General features: G+C 65.1%; 24 protein-coding genes. 14 read left to right on the top strand and 10 right to left on the bottom strand.

Going from position 1 to position 23611, the window contains the following annotated elements; all coding sequences use genetic code 11:
• Nucleotides 1-9 precede the first annotated feature (9 nt).
• Nucleotides 10-717 carry a CoA transferase subunit A gene (locus N2602_RS06925; RefSeq protein WP_035998773.1) on the bottom strand — a complete coding sequence of 236 codons (708 nt, stop codon included), beginning with the start codon at nt 715-717 and terminating at the stop codon, nt 10-12.
• Between the two features lie 288 nt (nt 718-1005).
• On the opposite strand from N2602_RS06925, the gene N2602_RS06920 reads away from it, so the two are divergent.
• From N2602_RS06920 to N2602_RS06895, 6 genes are all read left to right on the top strand, one after another.
• Complete coding sequence (locus N2602_RS06920; RefSeq protein ID WP_212254884.1) at nt 1006-2904, top strand: AsmA family protein; 1899 nt, start codon at nt 1006-1008, stop codon at nt 2902-2904.
• Between the two features lie 31 nt (nt 2905-2935).
• Nucleotides 2936-3607 (top strand): LysR substrate-binding domain-containing protein, encoded by a 672-nt coding sequence (locus N2602_RS06915; protein WP_260382156.1) that lies wholly within the window; start codon nt 2936-2938, stop codon nt 3605-3607.
• A 194-nt stretch (nt 3608-3801) separates the two neighbouring features.
• The gene (locus N2602_RS06910) at nt 3802-5187 is read left to right on the top strand and encodes an ABC transporter substrate-binding protein (RefSeq protein ID WP_260382155.1); all 1386 of its coding nucleotides are present in this window, start codon (nt 3802-3804) and stop codon (nt 5185-5187) included.
• 97 nt (nt 5188-5284) lie between these two features.
• Nucleotides 5285-6157 (top strand): carbohydrate ABC transporter permease, encoded by an 873-nt coding sequence (locus tag N2602_RS06905; protein WP_260382154.1) that lies wholly within the window; start codon nt 5285-5287, stop codon nt 6155-6157.
• Nucleotides 6154-7005: a carbohydrate ABC transporter permease gene (locus N2602_RS06900; protein WP_172784734.1), complete on the top strand. Its 852-nt coding sequence runs from the start codon at nt 6154-6156 to the stop codon at nt 7003-7005. The genes N2602_RS06905 and N2602_RS06900 overlap by 4 nt, the downstream gene beginning before the upstream one ends.
• Before the next feature lie 115 nt (nt 7006-7120).
• Nucleotides 7121-8107 carry a hypothetical protein gene (locus N2602_RS06895; protein WP_260382153.1) on the top strand — a complete coding sequence of 329 codons (987 nt, stop codon included), beginning with the start codon at nt 7121-7123 and terminating at the stop codon, nt 8105-8107.
• Here the strand turns inward: N2602_RS06895 and N2602_RS06890 are convergent.
• Genes N2602_RS06890 through N2602_RS06870 form a run of 5 tightly spaced genes read right to left on the bottom strand, consistent with a single transcriptional unit; the run spans nt 8046 to nt 15199 of the window.
• Complete coding sequence (locus N2602_RS06890) at nt 8046-8858, bottom strand: ABC transporter permease (RefSeq protein WP_260382152.1); 813 nt, start codon at nt 8856-8858, stop codon at nt 8046-8048. The genes N2602_RS06895 and N2602_RS06890 overlap by 62 nt on opposite strands.
• 4 nt (nt 8859-8862) lie before the next feature.
• Nucleotides 8863-9777, bottom strand: a complete 915-nt coding sequence (locus tag N2602_RS06885) for an ABC transporter permease (protein ID WP_172784737.1) — start codon at nt 9775-9777, stop codon at nt 8863-8865.
• The gene (locus tag N2602_RS06880) at nt 9774-10946 is read right to left on the bottom strand and encodes an ABC transporter ATP-binding protein (RefSeq protein WP_260382151.1); all 1173 of its coding nucleotides are present in this window, start codon (nt 10944-10946) and stop codon (nt 9774-9776) included. Before N2602_RS06880 ends, N2602_RS06885 begins: the two co-directional genes overlap by 4 nt.
• 52 nt (nt 10947-10998) lie before the next feature.
• Nucleotides 10999-12477, bottom strand: a complete 1479-nt coding sequence (locus N2602_RS06875) for a glycerol-3-phosphate dehydrogenase (protein WP_260382150.1) — start codon at nt 12475-12477, stop codon at nt 10999-11001.
• Between the two features lie 34 nt (nt 12478-12511).
• Nucleotides 12512-15199, bottom strand: a complete 2688-nt coding sequence (locus N2602_RS06870) for an EAL domain-containing protein (RefSeq protein ID WP_260382149.1) — start codon at nt 15197-15199, stop codon at nt 12512-12514.
• Nucleotides 15200-15401: 202 nt separating this feature from the next.
• Between N2602_RS06870 and N2602_RS06865 the strand changes: the two genes are divergently transcribed.
• Complete coding sequence (locus N2602_RS06865; protein WP_260382148.1) at nt 15402-16526, top strand: NAD(P)/FAD-dependent oxidoreductase; 1125 nt, start codon at nt 15402-15404, stop codon at nt 16524-16526.
• Between the two features lie 145 nt (nt 16527-16671).
• Here the strand turns inward: N2602_RS06865 and N2602_RS06860 are convergent, their stop codons facing one another.
• The gene (locus N2602_RS06860) at nt 16672-16851 is read right to left on the bottom strand and encodes a YdcH family protein (RefSeq protein WP_025034152.1); all 180 of its coding nucleotides are present in this window, start codon (nt 16849-16851) and stop codon (nt 16672-16674) included.
• A 329-nt stretch (nt 16852-17180) separates the two neighbouring features.
• On the opposite strand from N2602_RS06860, the gene N2602_RS06855 reads away from it, so the two are divergent.
• The 3 genes from N2602_RS06855 to N2602_RS06845 all read left to right on the top strand — a co-directional run bounded on the left by N2602_RS06855 (nt 17181) and on the right by N2602_RS06845 (nt 18085).
• Complete coding sequence (locus N2602_RS06855) at nt 17181-17387, top strand: YdcH family protein (protein WP_008546179.1); 207 nt, start codon at nt 17181-17183, stop codon at nt 17385-17387.
• Nucleotides 17388-17517: 130 nt separating this feature from the next.
• A complete protein-coding gene (locus N2602_RS06850) occupies nt 17518-17736 on the top strand; it encodes a hypothetical protein (RefSeq protein WP_260382147.1) in 219 nt (72 codons plus the stop codon).
• 97 nt (nt 17737-17833) lie between these two features.
• Entirely contained in the window at nt 17834-18085 is a 252-nt protein-coding gene (locus N2602_RS06845; protein ID WP_172784742.1) for a hypothetical protein, read from the top strand.
• On the opposite strand, the gene N2602_RS06840 is transcribed toward N2602_RS06845, so the two are convergent.
• Complete coding sequence (locus tag N2602_RS06840; protein ID WP_260382146.1) at nt 18082-18792, bottom strand: GGDEF domain-containing protein; 711 nt, start codon at nt 18790-18792, stop codon at nt 18082-18084. The genes N2602_RS06845 and N2602_RS06840 overlap by 4 nt on opposite strands.
• A 142-nt stretch (nt 18793-18934) precedes the next feature.
• Between N2602_RS06840 and purE the strand changes: the two genes are divergently transcribed.
• Both purE and N2602_RS06830 read left to right on the top strand, forming a co-directional pair.
• On the top strand, nt 18935-19423 hold the full coding sequence (gene purE, locus N2602_RS06835) for a 5-(carboxyamino)imidazole ribonucleotide mutase (RefSeq protein WP_172784744.1): 489 nt from the start codon (nt 18935-18937) through the stop codon (nt 19421-19423).
• Nucleotides 19420-20526 carry a 5-(carboxyamino)imidazole ribonucleotide synthase gene (locus N2602_RS06830; RefSeq protein WP_260382145.1) on the top strand — a complete coding sequence of 369 codons (1107 nt, stop codon included), beginning with the start codon at nt 19420-19422 and terminating at the stop codon, nt 20524-20526. The genes purE and N2602_RS06830 overlap by 4 nt, the downstream gene beginning before the upstream one ends.
• A gap of 43 nt (nt 20527-20569) precedes the next feature.
• On the opposite strand, the gene aqpZ is transcribed toward N2602_RS06830, so the two are convergent.
• On the bottom strand, nt 20570-21292 hold the full coding sequence (aqpZ, locus tag N2602_RS06825; RefSeq protein ID WP_260382144.1) for an aquaporin Z: 723 nt from the start codon (nt 21290-21292) through the stop codon (nt 20570-20572).
• A 260-nt stretch (nt 21293-21552) separates the two neighbouring features.
• Here aqpZ and rpsU point away from each other — a divergent pair, with 260 nt between their 5' ends.
• Complete coding sequence (rpsU, locus tag N2602_RS06820) at nt 21553-21849, top strand: 30S ribosomal protein S21 (protein ID WP_008546194.1); 297 nt, start codon at nt 21553-21555, stop codon at nt 21847-21849.
• 101 nt (nt 21850-21950) lie between these two features.
• Nucleotides 21951-22601 (top strand): tetratricopeptide repeat protein, encoded by a 651-nt coding sequence (locus tag N2602_RS06815; RefSeq protein ID WP_260382143.1) that lies wholly within the window; start codon nt 21951-21953, stop codon nt 22599-22601.
• A 26-nt stretch (nt 22602-22627) separates the two neighbouring features.
• On the opposite strand, the gene N2602_RS06810 is transcribed toward N2602_RS06815, so the two are convergent.
• Complete coding sequence (locus N2602_RS06810) at nt 22628-23533, bottom strand: hypothetical protein (RefSeq protein WP_260382142.1); 906 nt, start codon at nt 23531-23533, stop codon at nt 22628-22630.
• Between the last annotated feature and the right edge of the window lie 78 nt (nt 23534-23611).

Genomic DNA, 23611 nt, shown 5'->3' with positions numbered 1-23611 from the left:
CTGTTGCGCTTAGGCGGCGGTACGCGGGCGGGTGTTGCGGAATTCGATGCGCTTCTTGGCCGTGCCGACCTCGACGATGCGCTTCACGAAGATACCGGGCGTGTGGATGTGGTCGGGATTGAGTTCACCGGCGGGAACCAGGTGCTCGACCTCGGCCACCGTGATCTTCGCGGCGGTCGCCATCATCGGGTTAAAGTTGCGCGCGGTCTTGCGGTAAATCAGGTTTCCGGCGGTGTCGCCCTTCCAGGCATGCACGATGGCGAGGTCGGCGAACAGGCCGCGCTCCATCAGATACTTCTCGCCGTCGAATTCCTTCACTTCCTTGCCTTCGGCGATCAGGGTGCCGACGCCGGTCTTGGTGTAGAAGGCCGGGATGCCGGCGCCACCAGCGCGGATGCGCTCGGCCAGCGTGCCCTGCGGATTGAATTCGAGTTCCAGCTCGCCGGCGAGGTATTGCTGGGCGAACAGCTTGTTCTCGCCGACATAGGACGAGATCATCTTCTTGATCTGGCGGGTTTCGAGCAGGCGGCTGAGGCCGATCCCGTCGACGCCGGCATTGTTGGAGACCACGGTCAGGCCCTTGACGCCGGAGTCCCGGATCGCGTCCGACAGCTCCTCGGCGATGCCGCAGAGGCCGAAGCCGCCCGACATGATCATCATGTTGTCCTTGAGAATGCCTGACAGCGCCGACTTGGCGTCGGGATAGACCTTGTTCATGCAAAAAACCTCGACTGAACCTTCGGCTGGCGGGCGTCGCGCCTCATTGGCGGCGATTATTAGGCGAAATCGTCCGAAGCCGTCAATGATACGGGGTTCTCCGCTCCGCCCCCGGGTGATAGAAGCTGCCCATGCCGTGGGCATAACCGTGCAGCGGCCTTGAAAGCGTCAAGAAAACCCATCAAGTTGCGGCACTTAACACCATAGGATCTGGGCGTCGGCACGCAAGCTTTCGCGGCCCGCCCTTCTGGCTCCAACGACCAACCCGATCAGGACATGCCATTGACCATGGCCCAAGGAATGAAGCGCCTCGGGACGCCGATCGCGGCGCTGCTCGGCATCGCGCTGATCGCCCTGATCGCGACCTCCTGGCTCATCAACCGCGACGCGCTGCGCAAGGCGGTCGAGGCGCAGATCCGCGACGTCACCGGTCTCGAGCTCAATGTCGCCGGCAGCATCGACATCTCGGTGCTTCCGGCGAGCTACATCTCCTTCCGCGACGTCGGCCTCAAGGGCGGCGGCACCAGCGCTCCCGCGCTCCAGGTCGACGTGCTCACCGCGAATTTGCGGCTGCTGCCGCTCTTGCTGCAACGTTTCGAGATCGCCGACCTGACGCTGCTGCGGCCGCGCATCCACGTCAGCCTGCAGCCGGACGGCGAGAGCAACTGGACGCCCTTCATCCAGACCATCGCGCGCACCATGAAGCCCGGAGCCGAGAACCAGGTCTCGTTCTCCGAAATCCGGATCCAGGACGGCGTGCTCGATTACGAGGACGTTGCCACGCATGCCACCGAGAAGCTCGAGGACATCGACCTGTCGCTGGCCTGGCCTTCGATCTCGCGCTCCTTTGCCGCGACCGGACAGTTCGACTGGCGCGGCGAGCGCGTCGACGGCTCGATCAGCTTTTCCGACTTCGTCGCCGCCCTCTCCGGAGACCGCTCCGGCCTGAAGGCGCGCATCGCCAGCGCGCCGCTCAAGCTCGCCTTCGACGGCAGCGTCGCCAACCGCACCAGCCCGATGATGGAGGGCACGCTCACCGTGGACAGCCCGTCCTTGCGCAACGCGCTGCGCTGGACCGGACAGCCGCAGCCCGGCAGCGGCGGCTTCGGCCGCTTCGTGCTGAAGGCGCGCGCCAACGTCGTCGGCGCCTCGATCGCGCTCACCAATGTCAATGTCGAGCTCGACGGCAATGCCGCCGAGGGCGTCATGACCTACGCCAATAACGGCCGGCAGACGCTGCAGGCGACGCTCGCCGCCGACGCGCTCGACTTCACGCCTTATATCTCGACGTTCCGCCTGCTCGCGAGCGGCGCGCGCGACTGGAACAGGCAACTGTTCGATCTCAACGGGTTGTCGACCACCGACCTCGACATGCGCCTGTCGGCGGCAAAGCTGACGGTCGGGCCGACCAAGCTCGGCCGCACCGCGATCGGCGCCAATGTGCGCAATGGCACGCTGGCGCTCTCGGTCGGCGAGGCGCAGGTCTATGGCGGGATCGCAAAGGGCTCGTTCGGCATCGCGCGGTCCGATACGGTCGCCGACATCAAGGCGCAATTCCAGTTCACCGACGTCGATCTGCAGGCCTGCGCCACCGAGCTGTTCGGCCTCAACAAGCTGTCCGGCCGCGGCAACATCAACGTCTCGCTCTTCGCCTCGGGCTCGAGCCCGTTCGGCCTCGTGCAGTCCCTCGACGGCAGCGCCACCGTGACCGGGCACAACGGCGCGATCTCGGGCTTCAATGCCGAGCAGTTGCTGAAGCGGCTGGAGCGACGGCCGCTGTCGGGTGGCGGCAATTTCCGCAACGGCTCGACGCCATACGACAATCTCACCATCTCGGTGAAATTCTCCGACGGCATCGCCACCGCCGAGGACATCCGCATCGAGGGTCCGGCGGCCAAGATCACGCTGACCGGCACCGCCTCGGTGCCGGCGCGCGAATACGACATGAAGGGTGTGGCGAGCCTCAACACGGCGTCCGGCTTTCAATTGCCCTTCATGGTGCAGGGCCCCTGGGACGACCCGCTGATCTTTCCCGATCCCGAAAGCCTGATCCGGCAGTCGCCTGCAGCGTCTCCCTTCCTCGATCTCCTCAAGCAGCGCATCACGGGAGGCGGAAAGCGCCCCGACGGATCGCCGACGGCGGAGAATGCCAAGGAAAACGCCAAGGAAAATGCCAAGTCCAACTGAGGCATGATCCGGCGCGGCCTCACGCGGCCGATTGGGTCGTCGAAATCCAGCTTCTCCCGCACCAGGGGCGCTGCAGCGATCGTCGGCGCGGCCGCAGGCGTGCTGCCCTGGCCGAGCTACCTCGCCTGCTCCGTGTTCGCGCGGCGAGGTCGATTTCGGCATCAATTTCATCGGGGCTTCGCATGCCGAGATCGAGTTCGAGAAGCTGGTGGAGGACCCTTTCGTCCTCGCCTGCCGTCACGACCATTCGCTGGCATCGCGCAAGCAGGTCAGTTGGCCGGAGATCGTGCCGCACCGGGTCATCACCGTCGGTCGCAACAGCGGCAATCGTGCGCTGATCGACAATGCGCTGGCGCGGCACGGCTTGCAGCTGAACTGGTCCTATGAAGTGGCTCACCTCTCCGGTTCGCTTGGCCTGGTCGAAGCGGGTCTTGGCATCGCCGTGCTACCGAAGCTCGCGATGCCCGCGGCCGGCCATCCGATCATTCAGACCATTCGCCTGATCGAGCCGGAAGTGTCGCGGACGATCGGCATCGTGCGCAGGCGCGGAGCGACTCTGTCCCCTCATGCCAGCCAGTTTCTCAAGATGTTGCTCGAGGCATGGCGCTCTCCTGCTCGCACGAGCGGGCAAGGCAAGCCCCGCGCGCGATCGGCTGACACGAGCCCGACTGCCGCTTCGGCCGGCATCAAGGGGAAGCGCTGACGAGGCCAGACACCACGAGCCGAATTGATTGGCATGTATTGATGCGGCCTTTGGATCGATGCGCGAATTCGCGTCTCCAGAGCCTCGCTCCAACCGCGACATAGGTCTGACAAGAAGCCGCTAGATCGGATGACGGCCATGCGCTAGTGTTTTATACGACCGGTTAAAACACCGGCCGTTTGAGGGAGAAAAACGTGAAATCCAAGGTTATTCGCGCAGTTTCATTGGCGGTCGCTGCGGCTGGGCTATTTGCCGCCACCGCACCCGCCTTTGCGCAGCAAAAGACGATTACGGTTTGGTGGGTCAAGGGCTTTTACAAGTCCGAGGACGAAGCGCTCGCCGAGACGATCAAGAAGTTTGAAGCCAAGACCGGCATCAAGGTCGAATTGTCGCAGTACGCGATCCAGGACATGATCCCGAAGACCGTCGCGGCGCTCGATGCAGGCACCGTGCCCGACGTCGCCTATTCCGACAGCTACGACGTGCAGGTACAGGGCAAGTGGGCCTATGAGGGCAAGCTCGAGGACCTCTCCGACGTCATGGAGCCGATCAAGGGCCGGTTCGTGCAGAACACGCTCGACGCCTCGATTCTCTACAACGACGTCACCAAGAAGAAGGCCTATTACGGCTTTCCGCTGAAGCAGCAGAGCATGCACGTTCAGATCTGGAACGACCTGCTGGAGAAGGCCGGCTTCAAGCTGAGCGACATTCCGAACGATTGGGCGGGCTACTGGACCTTCTGGTGCGACAAGGTGCAGCCGGCGATCCGCAAGGCGACCGGCCAGCGCCTCTACGCCGTCGGCCAGCCGATGGGCGTGGAATCCACCGACGCCTTCCAGTCGTTCTACACCTTCATGGACGCCTATCACGTCAAGCTGGTCGACGACGACGGCAAGCTCCTGGTCGACGACCCCAAGGTTCGCGAGAACCTGATCCTTGCGATGAAGGACTACACCGACACCTACATCAAGGGCTGCACCCCGCCGTCCTCGACCACCTGGAAGGATCCCGACAATAACGTCGCGTTCCACAACAAGACCATCGTGATGACCCATAACTTCACGATCTCGATCGCGGCGAAATGGTTCGAGGATTCCCAGAACCAGAACCTCACGCCGGAACAGCGCGAGGCCGGCAAGAAGGCCTATGAACAGGACATCATCACGGCCTCGTTCCCGAAGGCGCCTGACGGTTCGACCATCCGCTACCGCTCCGACGTCAAGACCGGACTGATGTTCACCGCGGCCAAGAACAAGACCGAGGGCAAGCAGTTCATCAGCTTCCTGCTGCAGGAAGAGAACATCCGCCCCTACATCGAGGGCGCGCTCGGCCGCTGGTTCCCGGTGACGAAGGAAAGCCAGGAAAGCCCGTTCTGGCAGGCTGACAAGCACCGCAAGGCCGTCTACGCCCAGTTCAAGGGCGGCACCGCAGCGTTCGACTTCACCAAGAACTGGAAGTTCACGATTCTCAACAACGAGAACGTGTGGGCGAAGGCGATGAACCGCGTCGTCAGCGAGAAGGTTCCGGTCGACAAGGCCGTGGACGAGCTGATCGCCCGGATCAAGCAGGTCGCGGGCTAAGGTCCATCCCTCTCTCCCCGTCGCTCGCAGGGAGTGGTAAACGACAAACACCGGCCGCCTCGTGCGGCCGGAAGTCCTTTCAAAGAGTTTCGAAAGAATGGCGATCACGCTCTCTGGCGATCAGGCAATCCCCGGCCCGCCCCTGTCGTCGCGGCTGACCCCGGCGCAGGTCTGGGGCATCATCCTGCTCGCGCCCTATCTGCTCGTCTTCCTTGCCTTCGTCGTCTATCCCGTTTGCTATGGGCTCTGGCTGGCGCGGGCGCCGTCGAATTACGTGGCGCTGTACAACGACCCGATCTTCGCGCGCGCCGCAATCAACACGCTGATCTTCCTGGTCATCGGCATCAACATCAAGATGCTGATCGCGTTGTTCCTGTCCGGCTTCTTCGCGCAGCAGCGCACCTGGATCAAATGGCTTTCGGTGATCTTCATCCTGCCCTGGGCGGTGCCGTCGATCCCGACCATCCTGTCGGTGCGATTCATGCTCAACCCCGAATGGGGCGTGATCAACCACCTCATCTTCTCTTTCACCGGCGACGACGGTCCGAACTGGCTGAACGACCCGACCGTGGCGCTCAGCATGGCGATCGGCGTTCACATCTGGAAGTCCCTGCCGTTCTGGACCCTGATCCTGATCACCGGGCGCCTCGCGATCCCGCACGATCTGTTCGAGGCCGCGGAGGTCGACGGCGCGAGCTGGTGGCAGAAATTCCGCTACATCACCTGGCCCTCGATGCAGACGCTGTACGTCACCTGCACGCTGCTCTCGATGATCTGGACGCTGGGCGATTTCAACAGCGTCTACCTGCTCACCGGCGGTGGACCTGCCGACCTCACGCACGTGCTGGCGACGCTCGGTATCCGCTATCTCCGGCTCGACCAGCTCTCGCTCGCGATGGCATCCATCGTCTGCGCGATGCCGTTCGTCCTGCCGCTCGTTTACTTCATGATGAAACGGTTGTCGCGATGAAGCTCCCCTCTCTCCGTGACGTCGCGACGGAAGCGCGGCTGCTGCTGATCGGCATTCCCGTCTTCCTGTGGACGATGATCCCGATCTACCACATGTTCCTGTTCGCGATCTCCCCGAAGGAGGACGCGTTCTCGGGCAAGCTGTGGCCGGACCATCCGACGCTGCACAACTTCGAGATCGTGTTCAAGCAGCAGCACTATTTCCTGCGCGACTTCTACGTCCAGTTCTGGAATTCGACGCTGATCGCGGCTTCCGTCGGCGCGCTGACGCTGGTCATCGCGACCGCAGCCGCGTTCTCGATCTCGCGGCTGAAGGTGCCGGGCGGACGCGCGGTGCTGAACCTCGCGCTCTTCACCTATTTCATTCCGGCGGCGTTCCTCGCGGTGCCCATGTATCGCACCATGGGCAATTACGGTCTGCTCAACAATCACTGGTCGCTGATCCTGGCCATGGTGACGATCGCGAGCCCCTACGCCATCTGGGTGCTCAAGCAGGCCTCCGACAAGCTGCCGGTGGAGCTGGACGAGGCCGCGGTGATGGACGGCGCCACCACCCTGCAGATCTTCCGCCTGGTCTACGTGCCGCTGATGATGCCCTCGCTGGTCGCGATCGGCACCTATGCGGTGCTGCTGGCCTGGAACGAATATCTCTACGCGTTCCTGCTGCTGTCGAACGACCGCGAGATCACCCTCCCCGTCGCGCTCGGCAACTTCCTCGCCGCCGACGACTCGCCGTGGGAGCTGCTGATGACCACCGGCTTCATCTACGCGCTGCCGCCGGCCGCGGTCTATTACGCCTTCCGCCGCTACATGGTGGGCGGGCTCACGGCGGGCGCGGTGAAGTCCTGACGCAACAGGACGCAAGGGGTCGCCGCAAGCAAAGCGGTCGAGCAACGGCGTGGGCAATTGAAGATTGTCCACGCCTCATCTAACCTCCGGGTTCCCAAAGGCGGGCCCCGGCATCATGCGAAGCAACGACGCGATCCATCTCGGCCTGATGCTGCTGGCGCTCGCGGCCGCCTATCTGGTGCCGTTCGAGCTGTTGCTGCTGGCCTATGTCGTGCTCGGCCCGGCGCACTATTTCACCGAGATCTCGTGGCTGCATGACCGCAGCTACTACCTGCCCCATCGCGGCATTGCGGCGGTCCTCGCCATCGTCGCCGTGGTCGCGGCGCTGATCGACAACGCCTCGTGGTTCGGTTTTACGATGTGGGCCGCGCTGGTCGTCTGCGCCATGCTGGCGGCGACCGCCACCGCGATCGAGAGCATGCTGCTGTTCATGGTGGCACTTGCCCTGTCCGCGATCATGTATTCGAGCGGCTCCTCGCTCGCTGTGATCGGCATCCTGATTCCGACGCTGATCCACGTCTCGCTGTTCACGCTGATCTTCATGGTGCTCGGCGCCTACCGGTCCGGCAGCCGCGTGCAGGCCGCGCTGGTGGTGGTCTATCTCGCCGCAATCGCCGCGATCCTGCTGCTGCCGCCCGCCGCCGAAATCCGCATCGCAAGCTTTGCCCGGGTCGGGCAGGACTATTTCGGCAATGTCGGCCCGGCGCTCGGCCGGCTGTTCGGCGTGCCGGGGCTCGTCCTCGACACCAGGCTGACCAGCCTGCTCGCCTTCGTCTACACCTATCACTACCTCAACTGGTTCATCAAAGCCGACGTGATCCGCTGGGCCGAGGTGCCGAAGGTGCGGCTGGCGGCAATGGCCGCTGCCAGCGCAGCGGCGACCGCGCTGTATTTCTACGACTACGCGTTCGGCTTCACCTTCCTGCTGGCGCTCAGCCTGATTCACATCCTGCTGGAGTTTCCGCTCAATGCACTGGCGCTGCGCCAGCTCGGCGCGGCCATGCAGGACGCGGCCCGCGCGCGGTTCGCCGCACGACCGGCTACAGCGGCGCCGCGCTCTCGCCCTGTGAGCTCGACAGCTTCGAAGCGAGCGAGGCGATGACGATGACGACCGCGATCAGGGCGATCACCAGCGTGCAGATCGCGTTGATCTCGGGCTTCACGCCGAGCCGCACCTCCGAATAGATGCGGATCGGCAGCGTCGCCGAGCCCGGGCCGGTGGTGAAGCTCGCGATCACGAGGTCGTCGAGCGACAGCGTGAACGCCAGCATCCAGCCGGCGACGATCGCCGGCGCGATCAGCGGCAGTGTCACGGCGACGAACGCGCGCACCGGGTCGCAGCCGAGATCCATCGCCGCCTCCTCCAGCGAGCGATCGAGCGATCCGAGGCGCGACTGCACGACCACCGCGACGAAGCACATGGTCAGCGTGGTATGGGCGATCGTCACCGTCCAGAAGCCGCGTTCGGCGTTCAGCGCGACGAACAGCAAGAGCAGCGACAATCCGGTGATCACTTCCGGCATCACCAGCGGGGCATAGAGCATGCCGGAGAACAGGGTGCGGCCGCGGAACCTCTCCCCGCGCGACAGCGCCACTGCCGCCAGCGTGCCGAGCAGTGTCGCGATGGTCGCGGAGGCGACCGCAACCCGCAGGCTCATCCAGGCCGCCTCGATCATGGCGCGATCGTTGAAGAACTCGTGATACCAGCGCAGCGACCAGCCGCCCCACACCGTCACCAGGCGCGAGGCGTTGAAGGAGTAGAGAACGAGGATCAGGATCGGCAGATAGAGGAAGGCCAGCCCGAGTGCCAGCGAGGCGATGTTGAAGCGGGACAGGCGGGCGACCTTGCGCATCGTCTCAACGCCCCTGTTCCAGCTGCCGCTTCTGCAGCCGCTCGTACAGCAAAAGCGGCAGCAGCAGCACGACCAGCAGCACGATCGCAGCAGCGGAGGCGACCGGCCAGTCCTTGTTGGTGAAGAATTCGAGCCACAGGGTTTGGCCGATCATCAGCGAATTGGATCCGGCGAGAAGATCGGGAATCACGAACTCGCCGACGATCGGGATGAAGCACAAGAGCACGCCGGCACCGACGCCGGGCAGCGACAGCGGGAAGGTGACGAGCCAGAACACCTGCCAGGGCGGCGCGCCGAGATCGGAGGCCGCCTCCTCCAGCGCCGGCTCCATCTTGGCGAGCGTGGCATAGAGCGGCAGGATCATGAACGGCAGATAGGAATAGACGATGCCGATATACATCGCAGTGTCGGTGGAGAGCCACACCACGGGCTGGCTGACCAGATGCAGCGCGAGCAGGACCTGGTTCAGCAGGCCGTCGTGCTGGAGGATGTTGATCCAGGCGTAGATGCGGATCAGGAACGAGGTCCAGAACGGCACGATCACCAGCACCATCGCCACCGCCTGCCAGCGTTTCGGCAGCCGCGCCATGCCGTAGGCGATGGGATAGCCGATCAGGAGCAGCAGCGCGGTGGCGGTGATGGCGACGGTGAGGCTGCGCACATAGGCGAAGACGTAGATGTCGTCGGAGCCGAGCAGCTTGAAATTGTCGACCGAGAGCGCTGCGAACGCCGCCTTGAGAGCGTCCCATCCCGCCGTCACGTCGAACACCGGCGCGTAAGGCGGCTGCGCGATCGCGGTCTGCGACAGGCTGATCTTGAGCACGAAGGCGAACGGCACCAGGAAGAACAGCACCATCCAGACATAGGGCGCGATCGCGGCGAAGCGCGCCGGCCTTGCGAAGATGCGGCGCGAGCTCATGATTGCAGCACCACGCAATCATCAGGCGTGAACCAGGCGACGACATGCTGGTTCAGGCTGTAGGCGTCGACGTCGAGCCGCGCGCTGTTGGCGACCGACGCCTGCAACATTCCGCCGGTGTCGAGCTTCACCTTGTAGGTGGTGGTGCCGCCGAGATAGCAGACGTCGGCGATCACGCCGTCGAGAGTGTTGATCGCCGTCTCACGACCGGCCTCGCTGACCGGGGCGCGGCGCGACAGCTTGACCTTCTCGGGACGGATCGCGACCGCCAGTTTTCCGGTGCCGACGGCTTCGCGTGGCTCGGCCACCACCAGCGCCCCCGCATCACGCGTGCCGATGACCAGACGATGACCGTCGCGCAACTTGGACTCGCCGTCGAACAGATTGATGTCGCCGACGAACTCGGCGATCCAGCGCGAACGCGGCGCCTCATAGAGCTCGCGGGGGCTCGCGACCTGGGCGAGCTTGCCTGATTTCATCACACCGATCCGGCTCGCCATCGTCATCGCCTCCTCTTGGTCGTGGGTGACGATGATGAAGGTCATGCCGAGCCGCCGCTGCAGCTCCATCAGCTCGGCTTGCGTGCTCTCGCGCAGCTTCTTGTCGAGGGCCGCGAGCGGCTCGTCGAGCAGCAGCAGTTGTGGCCGGCGCGCCAGGGCGCGGGCCAGCGCCACGCGCTGGCGCTGACCGCCGGACAGCTGGTCCGGCTTGCGCTTTTCCAACCCTTCGAGCTTGACCAGCGCGACCATCTCCGCCACGCGCGTCGCGATCTCGGCACGCGGCATGCCGGCGCGCTTCAAGCCAAAGGCGATGTTGTCGCGCACCGACAGATGCGGGAACAGCGCATAGTTCTGGAACATCATGTTGATCGGCCGCTCATGCGGCAGCGCCTGCGCGATGTCCTTGCCGCCGAGGAGGATGCGTCCCTCGTCCGGCGCCTCGAAGCCCGCGAGCATGCGCAAGAGCGTGGTCTTGCCGCAGCCGCTCGGGCCGAGCAGCGCGAAGAACTCGCCGGCGTTGATATCGAGCGACACCCCGTCGACGGCGCGGAATGTGCCGAAGGTCTTGGCGACGCCGTCGATGCGCAGCAGCGGCTGGCCTGCGGCCGGAAATGATTCTCCGCCAGCCGGTTCAGCCGCAACGCTCGTTTCGGGCAATTCTTCCGCCATGGTCCCTGCCAACCCCGATTCCGCCGCACGCTAGCGGCCGATCGTGTTTAGCTCAACCGGTTCGGGATGAAACGCTCTCGCCCGCCATGAACGCCGCCAGCGCCTCACGGTCCGCGGCGGGCATGGTCAGGCCGAGCTTGGAACGGCGCCACAGAACGTCATCCGGAAAGCGCGCCCATTCACGGCTCATGAGATAGCGCACCTCGGCGCCGGTCAGTTCGGGTCCGAAGGCCGGGCCAAGCTCCTCGCGTGTCCTTGCTTCACAGAGCATGGCCGACAATCGCGAGCCATAGGCGGCAACCAGGCGCTGGGCTTCCGGCTCCGACAAGAAGCGCCAGCGCTCGCGTGCGAGGTCGACCTCGGTGTCAAAACGGTCCCAGGCGAAATCTCCGCCGGGCAGCGCTGCGCCGGCGGTCCAGGGCGGCGACATCGGGTAGAACGGCGTCAGCTTCGTCACCGCCCGCTCGGCGCGCCGGCGCGAGGTGGTGACGTCGCCGCCGAACATCGTGATCAGCGGCGCCTTGCGCCGACGCGCATGGAACAGGGTCGTGCCCTCGCGTTGCCGCGCGGACGCCGGCCTCAAATTGACGCCGGAGACCGTCCGGACCACGTCGGTCGGGGCGATGCGCTCGCGAAAGTAGCGGCTCGCCGCTTCGCAGAGATAATCGACGTCGGCACCGCGCATCGCCACGATGGCGGGGTCGCCGGTGAAATCATGCGTGACCGTGCCGATCAGCGTGAACGCGCGCTCGAACGGGCTTGCGAAGATCAGCCGGCCGTCGCTGTTCTGGAACACGTAGACATTGTCTGAATCGAACAGCCTGGGCACGATGATCTGGCTCATCTGCATGGCCGTCACGGCGGGCTGCGGCTGGCGCAGGACCGTCTCCGCGACGATCGAGGTCCAGCCGCCACTGGTATTGGCCAGCGCCCTGGCTGTGATGGAGCGGCGGTGGCCGCGATCGACCACGGCGAGCCGCCAGATGTCGGTTCGGTCGGCACGCACGCAGCGTGCGCCGGTCCGGATCGCCGCACCACGATCGGCGGCGTCCAGCGCCGTGAGCACGACAAGGCGCGAATCGTCGACGATGCAGTCCGAATATTCGAACGCCGTGCCGAACGGGCGCTTCAGCGCGTTGCCGACCGGGTGATGGGTGATGTCGAGGGTCGCCGACGCGGGCAGGCCGCTCCTGCCGGCGAGGCCGTCATAGAGAAACAGGCCGGCCCGCAGCAACCAGGGTGGACGCTCGTCCACATGCGCGGGAATCACGAAACGCATCGGCCGGACCAGATGCGGCGCGATCCGGAGCCAGATCCGGCGCTCGGCCAGAGCCCGGCGCACCCGCCAGAAGCCGCGGCGCTCCAGCACTGAGAGATCGCCGTGGATCAGCCGCGGTGTGGCCGACGACGACGCGCCGCCGAGATCGCCCTGCTCGAACAGGATTACCCGCAGGCCGCGGCCCGCCGCATCGCGGGCGAGGCTGACGCCGTTCAGGCCGCCGCCGATGATCGCGAGATCGTAATCCGCCATGAAGCCGTCGAATGGGAGCGAAGCGCTCCCATCACTAGCCGGTCTTCAGCGCAAGCTCCATCGCTTCGTCGCGGCCGACGAGGCCGGCATATTTGCCGATCGGCAAGGGCTTGCCGAGCAGGTAGCCCTGCACGCCGTCGCAGCCCTCCTTGGCGAGGAAGGCGAGCTGGTCGACCGTCTCGACGCCCTCGGCGATGATCGACATTTCGAGGCCGTGGCCGAGGTCGATGACGGCGCGCACGATCGCCGCCGATTGCGGGTTGCGGCCGAGATTGATGATGAAGGCGCGGTCGATCTTGATCTTGTCGAACGGAAACGCCTGGAGATAGCTCAGCGAGGAATAGCCGCTGCCGAAATCGTCCATGGAGATGCGCACGCCGAGCGCCTTCAGGCGGCGCAGCAGCGCGAGACCGCGGTCGAAATCCTCGATCAGAACACCCTCGGTGATCTCGAGCTCGAGCCGGCCGGGTGCAAGGCCCGTCTCGAGCAGGATCGAATGGACGAGGCCGACCACGTCGCCGTGCATGAACTGCGCCGGGGACAGATTGACCGCGACCTGCAGCGGCTTCGGCCAGGACGCCGCCTCGCGGCAGGCCTCGCGCAGGATCCACTCGCCCATCTCGACGATGAGGCCGCTTTCCTCGGCGATGGGAATGAACTCGGCCGGCGAAACCTGGCCGCGCACCGGATGCTGCCAGCGCGCCAGCGCCTCGAAGCCGATGATCTCGCTCTCGGCGACGCTGTGGCCCGCGGCCCCCTGCGGCTGGAAGGCGAGCGCGAGCTCGCCGTTCTTGACCGCCATGGACAGGTCCTGGTGCAGCACGCGGCGGTCGCGAATCTGCTGGTCCATCTCGGGCTGGTAGAGGCTGATCGTGCCGCGCGACTTCTGCTTGGCGCGGAACAGCGTGGCACCGGCATTGGCGAGCAGCGAGGCGCCATCGGTGCCATTGTGGGGGAACACCGACATGCCCGTGGTGATGCCGGCGCGGACCGGACGGCCGTCGATCTGAAAATCCTTCGCGACGGCTTCGGCGATCTGCTGCGCCAGCGCGAGGCCGGCCTCGGGCTGCTTGCCGTCGATGATCAGCCCGAACTCGTCCCCGGACAGGCGCGCCACCACGCCGCCGCGCGCGGAATCCTGGAGCCGATGGGCGACCTCGATCAGGAGCTTGTCGCCGAGCGCATGGCCAAAGACGTCGTTGACCTCCTTGAGGCCGTCGAGGTCGACGCAGAGCACGGCGAACTCCTCGCCGGTGCCCTCGCAGGCCTCGATCATCTGGGTCAGCGCCTGCAGGAAGGCGGCGCGGTTCGGCAGATCGGTGAGGCCGTCGTGATAGGCCATGTGCGCCATGCGCGACTCGGTCTGCCGGCGGTCGGTGACGTCCTCGTGGGTCTTGATCAGATATTGCGGCTCGCCGGCCTCGCTCAGCACGGTGGCGCGGCGGGTGAGGAACAGCCGCAAGCCGTCCTTGGTCGAGATCGGATGCTCCTCGGTGATCATCCCGCGTTTCTTGATCGCGGCCTCGTCGCGCGCGACGATCAGCTTGGCTTCCTTGGCGTTGAAGATGTCGGTCGCGGTCAGGCCGGTGGCTTCTTCGCGGCTGCGGTTGAGGATCGTCTCAGCGCTGCGGTTGGCGAGAAGATAGCGGCCGTCCTTGACCTGCTCCACGATCAGCGCAACCGGGATGTTGTCGACCACGAGCTCGAGGAACTTCTTGGTGCTCTCCAGCTCCTCCGACAGCGAGCGGCGGTCAGTGATGTCCTCGAACACGATGAGCAGAAATTCGGGCTTATTGCTCTCGTTGCGGACCACGATCCGGATCGAGGCGACCGTGCGCTGCGCGCCGGCACGATCCACGTCGAACTCGTTGCGGTACTGGCCATCCGGCGAATTGAGTGCCGCCTCGTCGGCCGCCTCGATGCTCGCGGCCGAGGCCGATGCAAACAGCTCCCGCGCATTCCTGCCGACGGCGAAGTCCCGCGACAATCCCCAGAACTTCTCATAGGCGCTGTTGGCGAAGATGTAGCAGCCGTCCTCGATGTTCTTGGCCGCCACGCAGGCCGGCACATGGTCCAGCACCGTCTCCAGGAACTGCTTGGTGGAGGCGAGCTGCCGCGACAGTCTGCGCTCCTCGCTGACGTCGAGATGGGTCGCCACCGAGCCACCGTTCGGCAGCACGAAATATTTCACCAGGATGGCCCGTCCGTCGGGCAGCTCCGTGATCAGGCCGTTGACGCTCGATGCCTTGTCGTAGAACTCGGCGTCGGAGGCGGCATTCAGCACCCCGCGCCTGCGACGAAGCTCGAGAAGGTCGTGGCCATTCATGCCAGGCCGGACTTCCGACCGCGTCAGGCCATAGATCTCGAGATAGCGGTCGTTGCAGAAGATGATGCGGCGCTGCGCATCCGTCATCACCACGCCCTGGTTGAGATTGTTCATGGCGGAGGAGATGAAGGCGTTGCGCCGCAGCTGCAAACGCCTGGACCGGCGCAATGAGGAATGGATCCACAGCCCGATCGCGGCGAGGAACGCGCAGACCACGATGCCGGCGATCAGGGCTTCCCAGATCACGCCCGGATCAAGCCCGGTGAGATCTGCCGCCACGGCAAGGCTGTCCGATGCCGCAAAGGCGCGCGCAGGCGCGCCCGTGCCGGCCAGGCATAGGAGGGCCTGCACAGCAATCGAAAGCGTGCTGCCCACGTGCCAGTTCTTCTCAGCCATCAGCCACCCGCGATTTCAACGTCGGATTGTCTGGCCTCGCGGGTTTGGATCGGGTAAACGCCTGAGGGAACAACAGAATAATGTCACGTGAAATACGGCAATTGCCCTGACATGATAAACGCCTTCTTAACGGAAGCCCCGCCTGCGCGCCCCTGCCCGGGCCATACGCCACCGGTGCTTCCAACTGGTATCTTGCACAACCATGGATAGGGTCGACTGCGTCGTCATCGGAGCCGGCGTGATCGGTCTCGCGGTGGCCCGAAAGCTCGCCCAGGCCGGGCGCGAGGTGATCGTGCTCGAGGAAGCCGAGGCGATCGGCACCGTCACCTCCTCGCGCAACAGCGAGGTGATCCATGCCGGTATCTACTACCGCGCCGGGAGCTGGATGGCGCGCATGTGCGTGGCCGGCAAGCACGCGCTCTACCGCTACTGCGACGAGCGCGGCATCCCGCACAAGAATTGCGGCAAGCTGATCGTCGCGACCAGCCCGAAAGAGACCGAGAAGCTGCAATCGATCAAGGCCCATGCCGAGGCCAACGGCGTACTCGACATGCAGCTGCTCTCGGGCGAGGCCGCACGCGCGCTGGAGCCTGCGCTCGCCTGCGACGCCGCGCTGCTGTCACCGTCGACGGGCATCATCGACAGCCACGCCTACATGCTCTCGCTGCGCGGCGAAGCCGAGGACGCCGGCGCGGCTTTCGCGTTTCACACTCCGCTGATCCGTGCCAAGGCGGCGGCCGGATTCATCGAGATCGATGCCGGCGGCGAGGCACCGATGACGCTGCAATGCAGCCTCCTCGTCAACGCCGCGGGGCTGTCGGCGACGCATGTGGCGCGCAGCATCGACGGCATGCCGCTGGACCGGATTCCAGCGGCCTATCTCGCCAAGGGAAACTATTTCAGCTGCAACGCCAAGGCGCCGTTCTCGCGCCTGATCTATCCGGTGCCCGAGCCCGGCGGATTGGGGGTGCACCTGACGCTGGACATGGCAGGACAGGCGCGCTTCGGGCCTGACGTCGAATGGATCGAGACGATCGATTACGAGGTCGACCCCTCACGCGCCGAGCGGTTCTATCCCGCGATCCGCAAATACTGGCCGACGCTGCCTGACGGCGCGCTGATGCCGAGCTATTCCGGCATCCGCCCGAAGATCGTGCCCCCGGCCGTGGCCACGCAGGATTTCATGATGCAGGGCCCGCGCGATCACGGCGTTGCAGGCCTGATCAATCTGTTCGGCATCGAATCGCCGGGATTGACGTCCTCGCTCGCGATCGCCGATCACGTCGCCGAGCTCGCAAACATCGAGAGCGCTTCGAGGAGCGGATAACTGTTGGTGTCGAGACCACGCGTCCAAACAAGAGTGGCCGCCGCGCAAACCTGTTGCACGGTGCACACCTTGCAGCAGGGATGAGCACGAATGCTCTCATCCCTGCGTGAAGGATGTGATCAACTCTACACTGTCACGGGGGTTACTAGTGGAGCGTGTCGCCTTGCTTCAGACGCTCGATCTGGTCCTTGACCATCAACTTCCGGCGCTTCAACTCAACAATTTGCAGGTCGTCTGTTGAAAGGTGCACGAGAGCTTCGTGCAATTCGTTTTCGAGAAGTTTGTGCTTCCGTTCCAATTCAACGAGATGTGCCTGAATTGTCATTCGAAACCTCCTCGGTAGGGTTGAACCTCAGGATTCGATCCGGACGCCTAAGTCTACATCACCGATTCGTCCTGTCGATGGGTAACCGTCGTCGCCGCGTCATTTTTGAAAGTTCATATGTAACGAAGCGTGACTAGGGGAACCACGCCGGAAAAATCCATGATATCAATGCGCCGGCGCCACGCCGCAGCTCCTCGCAGAAATATCTTGCGGGAGATCGGCGATGCGGGATCGCAGATCGCTTGCGATCACGCGGCGCAAGGACGATAATTTCCACAGGGCATCCACAGCCCAGATCTCACGCCTATCGGTTTTCGGCCACCGCAGACATGACCAATGAAGATGAGCGTGAGCTCGAAGCCGAGCTCACCCGGTTGCAGCAGGAACACCGAGATCTCGATGCGGCGATCGATGCGTTGCATCAATCGCCCGCCCCCGATCTGTTGCGGTTACAGCGCCTGAAAAAGCGCAAGCTGTTGTTGCGCGACCGCATCGCTTTCATCGAAGACCAGATTACGCCCGACATCATCGCCTGAGCCTGAGCCGGTCTCGCGCGGCGCCCGCCGCTTCCGAATCCGCTTGACTCAATAAGAACAAAATAGGAACATTCGCGGGCGCCCCAACACCTCAGAGAACGCTCAAGCACAACACACGAGGACAACGCAGATGTCGGCGACCGCCCTTCTCGACAACAGCCATTATGAACAGGCCTGCGATCAGGCGATCGCGATGTGCGACGGCAATCTGCGCAGCACCATCAAGGCGCTGATCATGGCCAACGAATATCTGGAAGCTGAGCTGGAGGAATTGCAGGAGGCGATTTCCGCAGGCTGCATTCCGGAGACTTCGCGCAGCAAGATGCGGAGCAAGAGCAGCGCCGCCTGATTTTCAAAGCGCGAAGAGACCGCGCTTTGTTTTAAGCATGATCTTGTCGGAAAACCGCTCCACACTTTTCCGGATCATGCTCCATCGGAGCAACGCCATGTCGGATGTGACCTATTACGTTGCAATGCCCTTTTTGATCGATGATGACGGATCCCCCGTCGCAGGCGCGGCAGAGGAGTGTCAGTCCTCGACGGCGGCGCTGCGACGCGCAGAGATTCTGGCGCGCGGCGCCGGCCATATCGGCGCGGTCGCATTCAGTCGCAGCGGCGATCCCATGACCGGCGAGTTCGGGGATGCGACGCTGCTGCGCAAGTTCGGCAACGTGCCGGAAGATCTTGCAACCCTCTAGACTAGCGCTCGCTGCGGAGCCTGATCCGCCGCCTCGTGCCGGCGGTGCGCCTTGCGCACGTACATGGCGGCATCCGCCTCCTCCAGGGCGCGAGCTGCCGCGGACTGCGGACCGAGCAGGGCGACGCCCGCCGAGGCGCCCGCGGTCACGTGCTGGCCGCGAAAGACGAAGGACAATTCGTCGATCGCCTGCTCCAGGGCGGCGGCCTTCGCCTTGGCATCGGTCTCGCTGAGATTCCAGAGCAGCAGCGCGAACTCATCGCCGCCGAGGCGGCCGACCACGTCGGAGGCTCGGACCTGTCGCGTCAGCGTGGCGACAATCGCCTTGAGCACCTCATCGCCGGCGGCGTGACCGAAGGAATCGTTGATCGGCTTCAGCCGATCGACGTCGAGCACGATCAGCGCCCCGCTGGCGCGGTAGCGTTTCATGTAGGCGATCGCGCGCGCGAGCTCGCGCTCGAAACCGCGCCGGTTGGGGATATCGAGCAGGAAATCGGTGTCGGCCGCCGCCTCGAGTTCCGAGATCCGCAGCAGGGCTGCCTTGAGCTTGCTCCTGAGGTCGCGGATGGCCGCCTTGCTGTCGTTGGCTGCCGGCGCTCCGCGCAAGGCCGATTTGGCCGCGCGGCTCGAAACGGCTTTGGATCGGCCGGCGCTGGTGGTCCGGCCCTTTCCGGCCTTCGCAGAGCTCGCCCTTTTTGGTTTCTTCATGGGCATCCTGCTCAATGAAGGCTTGCGGGGATTCACCAAGACAGGATAGTGGATTCCCTTCTCCTTGCCACCGCCTTGCGAGCCGCCGGCCGGAATCGTTAATCTGGCCTATCTTTCTGTTTTTCTGGGCACAATTGACCTCATGACCGCGCCAATCGCCATCATCATGGGAAGCCAGTCGGACTGGGACACGATGCGCCACGCCGCCGACACGCTCGACGCGCTCGGTATTGCCGCCGACAGCCGCATCGTCTCGGCCCACCGCACACCCGACCGGCTGTTCGCTTTCGCCAAGGGCGCCAAGGCCGCGGGTTACAAAGTCATCATCGCCGGGGCCGGTGGCGCGGCACATCTGCCCGGCATGGCGGCAGCGCTGACGGAACTCCCGGTGTTCGGCGTTCCCGTCGAATCCAGGACGCTCAAGGGCGTCGATTCGCTCTATTCGATCGTCCAGATGCCCGCGGGCATCCCGGTCGGCACCCTCGCCATCGGCAAGGCCGGCGCGATCAATGCCGCGCTGCTGGCGGCCGCCGTGCTGGCGTTGTCCGACCCGGCCCTGTCGGATCGCCTCGCCGCCTGGCGCAAGGCGCAAACCGAGGCGGTCGCCGAGCGCCCGGAGGACCAGGCGTGACGGACACCAGGCACGTGAAGCTGAAGCCCGGAGACACCATCGGAATCCTCGGCGGCGGACAATTGGGCCGGATGCTGGCCATGGCCGCGGCGCGGCTCGGCCTGCGCTGCCAGGTGTTCTCGCCCGATCCGGATTCGCCGGCCTTCGACGTCGTGCTGAACGCGACCTGCGCCGAATATGCCGACGTCGAGGCGCTCGAATTGTTCGCGCATGATGTCGACGTCATCACCTACGAATTCGAGAACGTGCCGGCGGCAGCCGCGCTGGTGCTGGACGCGCGCCGCCCGGTACTGCCCAACCGCAAGATCCTCGAGACCACCCAGGACCGGCTCGCCGAGAAGGATTTCGTGACGCGGCTCGGCATCGGCACTGCCGCCTATGCCGACGTCACCTCCGTCTCCTCGCTGCGCGAGGCGATCGCCAGGATCGGCCTTCCGGCGGTGCTGAAAACCCGCCGCTTCGGCTATGACGGCAAGGGCCAGGCCATCATCCGCGAGGGCGACGACATCGCGAAAGTGTGGACCAGCCTCGCCACCAAATCGGCGATCCTGGAGGCCTTCGTGCCCTACGAGCGCGAGATCTCCGTGATCGCCGCGCGCGCGGCCACGGGCGAGGTCGAGTGCTTCGACGTCACCGAGAACGAGCACCGCGACCACATCCTGAAAATATCGCGTGCACCCGCGCCGATCCCCGATGCGCTCGCCGAGGAGGCGCGCAGCATCGCCGGCAAGATCGCAACCGCGCTCGACTATGTCGGCGTGCTCGCGGTCGAGATGTTCGTGCTCGCCAACGGCACCGGGCCGAAGGTGCTGGTCAACGAGATCGCGCCGCGCGTGCACAATTCCGGACACTGGACGCTCGACGGCGCCTCCATCTCGCAGTTCGAGCAGCACATCCGCGCCATCGCCGGCTGGCCGCTCGGCAAGCCGGTGCGCCACGGCGACGTCGTCACCATGACCAACCTGATCGGGGACGAGATCAAGGACTACGAAAAGTGGCTGAGCGTGCCGGGCGCGACCGTGCACATCTACGGCAAGGGCACGCCGCGCCCCGGCCGCAAGATGGGCCACGTCACCGAAATCAGGCCGCCCCGGGACGAGTGACGGGATCGCAGCAAAGGCTGCAATCCCGCCGGGTGCTTTTCGATTACGCCGTCTTCACGCCCGCAACGACGCCGGTGGGCTCCTCGCTCAGCCAGCGATAGATCACCCCGCCGAGCGCGCCGCCGATCAGCGGCGCGATCCAGAACAGCCAGAGCTGCGACAGCGCCCAGCCTCCGACGAACAGCGCCGGGCCGGTGCTGCGCGCCGGGTTCACCGAGGTGTTGGTGACGGGAATGCTGACGAGATGGATCATCACCAGCGCGAGCCCGATCGCCAGCGGTGCGAAACCCGCCGGCGCGCGGCCATGGGTGGCCCCCATGATGATGAACAGGAACATCATGGTCATCACCACCTCGGTGAGGAAGCACACGATCATGCTGTACTGGCCGGGCGAATGCGCGTCATAGCCGTTGGAGGCAAAGCCCTTGCCGACGTCGAAGCCGGGCGCCCCGCTGGCAATGACATAGAGCAGCCAGGCGGCAGTGATCGCCCCCGCCACCTGGGCGACGATGTAAGGCAGGACCTGCCCCGCCGGAAAACGGCCACCGGCGGTAAGACCGACCGTGACGGCCGGGTTGAGATGGCAGCCGGAGATGTGGCCGATCGCATAGGCCATGGTGACGACGCTCAATCCGAAGGCCAGGGACACGCCGACCAGCCCGATTCCCACCTGCGGGAAGCCGGCCGCAATCACCGCGCTTCCGCAGCCCGCGAATGTGAGCCAGAAGGTGCCGATGGCTTCGGCAGCATATTTTTTGATGTCCATTGTGGTCCCCTCATTGCAAGATTCCGGAAACAAAGCTCCGGCGCGGCCCCGTCCTCGGCGCCAAACCGCCCAAATCGGGGCCGCATGGAGGTATTTTCGCCGCATTTAATGGCCGAACTTGGCCCGAAAACCCGCTTGGCCGGTGGACATCTGCTGTTTTGTCTGATACATCCGCGCGCTCAAGGTCAAGGGCTTGCGCGTTTCGCCATCCCCTTTGACTTACCAGAATTCAAATCCGATCCACTTGAAGAGGATGCCGCGTGCAGGTTCTCGTTCGCGATAACAATGTTGATCAAGCCCTCAAGGCGCTGAAGAAGAAGATGCAGCGCGAGGGAATTTTCCGCGAGATGAAGCTCCGCGGTCATTACGAGAAGCCCTCCGAGAAGAAGGCCCGCGAAAAGGCCGAAGCCGTGCGCCGTGCGCGCAAGCTCGCCCGCAAGAAGCTGCAGCGCGAAGGCCTGCTGCCGATGAAGCCGAAGCCGGTGTTCGGCGCCGGCCCGGGCGGCGATCGCGGCGGTCGTGGCGGCCCCGGTGCAGGTCCGCGCGGACCGCGCTGATCCGATTCAGCAAGACTTCAGTTTTCGATGACGCGGGCCCCAGGCCCGCGTTATTGTTTTGAGGACTTGTCGGATCAAGCTCTAGCGCGAGCGAACCGTAGATGGCCTCCCCTTTCCCTCAGCGCGGCTTTGCGCGACGGCGTCGGATCTGGCAGCCGCCGCTCGCGGTGGCGTTGACGGGAATCGCGCTGTGCGGCTGCTCGTTCGATCTGGGATCGCTGATGCCGGAGAAGGACAAGCCGCAGGAAGCGCCCAAAGCCACCGCGCCGGCCGAGGGCGCGGTAAGCGCCGGCAACGTCACCGAAGCCCAGGCCCATACCGCGAAGGCCCAGTCCCTGGCGAAGTCAGGCGAGACCACGGCAGCGCTCGACGAGTTCAACCGCGCGGTCGGCCTCGATCCCTATAATGCGCAGGCGCTCTATGGCCGCGCCCTGATCTACCAGGGCAACAACCAGCACGACTTCGCGATCGCCGATTTCAGCGCGGCCAGTGGCCTCAACCCGCAAAAGGCCGAGCCGCTGCTCGGCCGCGCCACCAGCTATCTCGCGCTCGGCAAGGTCAAGGAGGCCGCAGCCGATCTCGATGAAGCCTCCGAGGCGGATCCGCACAATGCCCAGGTCTGGACCGCGCGCGGTCAGGCCTATGAGCGGCTGGGCGACAAGGCCAAGGCGGCGGCGTCTTACACCAGGGCGGTCGCGCTTCGTCCACGCGACGAACCCGCCCGCAGCGGTCTCGCCCGCGTCGGCGGCTGACCGTTTGGTGTAGCCTGAGCGTAGTTCTAGTCGGGGGTAGCGCTCTTGGGCAGAACGGCGTTGAACATCGACTTCATGCCCGACAGCATCTCGTCGGCGACATTGGTCTTCTTCGGCCGCGGCATGGAGGCGCCCGCATCGGCACGCAGGTCGAGCGGTGGCGCGATGACGGGCACAGGAATGTCGGCCGGCGGCGTCACCCGATTCGGATCGTCGTTGCCGACCGAGGCCGTGTAGGGCGGATTGGAGCCCGCATTGCCATAGGCCTCGGGCGAAGGCGTCGAGACATTGATCGGCGGCGGCAGCGGACGGACCGGGGACGGCTCCACATTCACGACCCGCGGGGTCTCCGGCGTGCGGGCAGCGTCCCGCACCGCAGGCTCGGCCGGCTTGGTCTCCGAAGCGCGAGCCTCGGCAGGCTTGGTTTCCGACGATTTGGCCTCGGCAGCCTTGCCCTCGGGCGATTTGCGCAGGCGCTCGATCGCAGCACGCGCCAGATCGTTGGCGTCGGGAGCCGGGGAAGCCGCCGTCGGGGCTGAATTGGCCTCAACCACCGGAGCAGCGGCAGCCGGTGCGGATTTCGCCGCGGCCTTGTCGCGGGTAGAGGGTCGGCCGCGCGGGGCGGCGTCAGCGGGAGCCACGTCTGCGGCCTTGGTCTCGGCGGCCGGCGGACGATCGGCCGGCTTCTCGGCTGCCGCCTTGTCCGTCACGCTCTTCTCGGGAATGCCCTTGGCCTTGACGCCAGGCGCGGGAAGGTTGGCGCTATCGGTCGGCTTGCCGTCGCCGCCGGTCTGGGCAGGCGCGGTCACGGCGGCTGGGGTGTCGGCGGCCGGCTTGGCGTTGATGTAATGATTGACGATGTAGGCCCCGATGATCGTCGCGAGCACCGAGGGGAAAATATCCATCGAAATTTTTGCGAGGTATTTCAGCATTCCGACCACTCCCCGCGCGACCTGATGCGGGAACTTTAGGGCATTGTGAGGGATCAACTGCGACGGATCGATGGCAAA

The sequence above is a fragment of the Bradyrhizobium sp. NC92 genome (assembly GCF_025200865.1).
Classification (GTDB): Bacteria; Pseudomonadota; Alphaproteobacteria; order Rhizobiales; family Xanthobacteraceae; genus Bradyrhizobium.
This window is presented reverse-complemented; position numbering and strand designations above follow the sequence as displayed.

Excerpts from the sequence above, each read along its gene's own strand:
- N2602_RS06925 (WP_035998773.1), bottom strand. The coding sequence starts at position 717 with ATGAACAAGGTCTATCCCGACGCCAAGTCGGCGCTGTCAGGCATTCTC.
- N2602_RS06920 (WP_212254884.1), top strand. The coding sequence starts at position 1,006 with ATGGCCCAAGGAATGAAGCGCCTCGGGACGCCGATCGCGGCGCTGCTC.
- N2602_RS06905 (WP_260382154.1), top strand. The coding sequence starts at position 5,285 with ATGGCGATCACGCTCTCTGGCGATCAGGCAATCCCCGGCCCGCCCCTG.
- N2602_RS06900 (WP_172784734.1), top strand. The coding sequence starts at position 6,154 with ATGAAGCTCCCCTCTCTCCGTGACGTCGCGACGGAAGCGCGGCTGCTG.
- N2602_RS06895 (WP_260382153.1), top strand. The coding sequence starts at position 7,121 with ATGCGAAGCAACGACGCGATCCATCTCGGCCTGATGCTGCTGGCGCTC.
- N2602_RS06890 (WP_260382152.1), bottom strand. The coding sequence starts at position 8,858 with ATGCGCAAGGTCGCCCGCCTGTCCCGCTTCAACATCGCCTCGCTGGCA.
- N2602_RS06885 (WP_172784737.1), bottom strand. The coding sequence starts at position 9,777 with ATGAGCTCGCGCCGCATCTTCGCAAGGCCGGCGCGCTTCGCCGCGATC.
- N2602_RS06880 (WP_260382151.1), bottom strand. The coding sequence starts at position 10,946 with ATGGCGGAAGAATTGCCCGAAACGAGCGTTGCGGCTGAACCGGCTGGC.
- N2602_RS06875 (WP_260382150.1), bottom strand. The coding sequence starts at position 12,477 with ATGGCGGATTACGATCTCGCGATCATCGGCGGCGGCCTGAACGGCGTC.
- N2602_RS06870 (WP_260382149.1), bottom strand. The coding sequence starts at position 15,199 with ATGGCTGAGAAGAACTGGCACGTGGGCAGCACGCTTTCGATTGCTGTG.
- N2602_RS06865 (WP_260382148.1), top strand. The coding sequence starts at position 15,402 with ATGGATAGGGTCGACTGCGTCGTCATCGGAGCCGGCGTGATCGGTCTC.
- N2602_RS06860 (WP_025034152.1), bottom strand. The coding sequence starts at position 16,851 with ATGACAATTCAGGCACATCTCGTTGAATTGGAACGGAAGCACAAACTT.
- N2602_RS06855 (WP_008546179.1), top strand. The coding sequence starts at position 17,181 with ATGACCAATGAAGATGAGCGTGAGCTCGAAGCCGAGCTCACCCGGTTG.
- N2602_RS06850 (WP_260382147.1), top strand. The coding sequence starts at position 17,518 with ATGTCGGCGACCGCCCTTCTCGACAACAGCCATTATGAACAGGCCTGC.
- N2602_RS06845 (WP_172784742.1), top strand. The coding sequence starts at position 17,834 with ATGTCGGATGTGACCTATTACGTTGCAATGCCCTTTTTGATCGATGAT.
- N2602_RS06840 (WP_260382146.1), bottom strand. The coding sequence starts at position 18,792 with ATGAAGAAACCAAAAAGGGCGAGCTCTGCGAAGGCCGGAAAGGGCCGG.
- purE (WP_172784744.1), top strand. The coding sequence starts at position 18,935 with ATGACCGCGCCAATCGCCATCATCATGGGAAGCCAGTCGGACTGGGAC.
- aqpZ (WP_260382144.1), bottom strand. The coding sequence starts at position 21,292 with ATGGACATCAAAAAATATGCTGCCGAAGCCATCGGCACCTTCTGGCTC.
- N2602_RS06815 (WP_260382143.1), top strand. The coding sequence starts at position 21,951 with ATGGCCTCCCCTTTCCCTCAGCGCGGCTTTGCGCGACGGCGTCGGATC.
- N2602_RS06810 (WP_260382142.1), bottom strand. The coding sequence starts at position 23,533 with ATGCTGAAATACCTCGCAAAAATTTCGATGGATATTTTCCCCTCGGTG.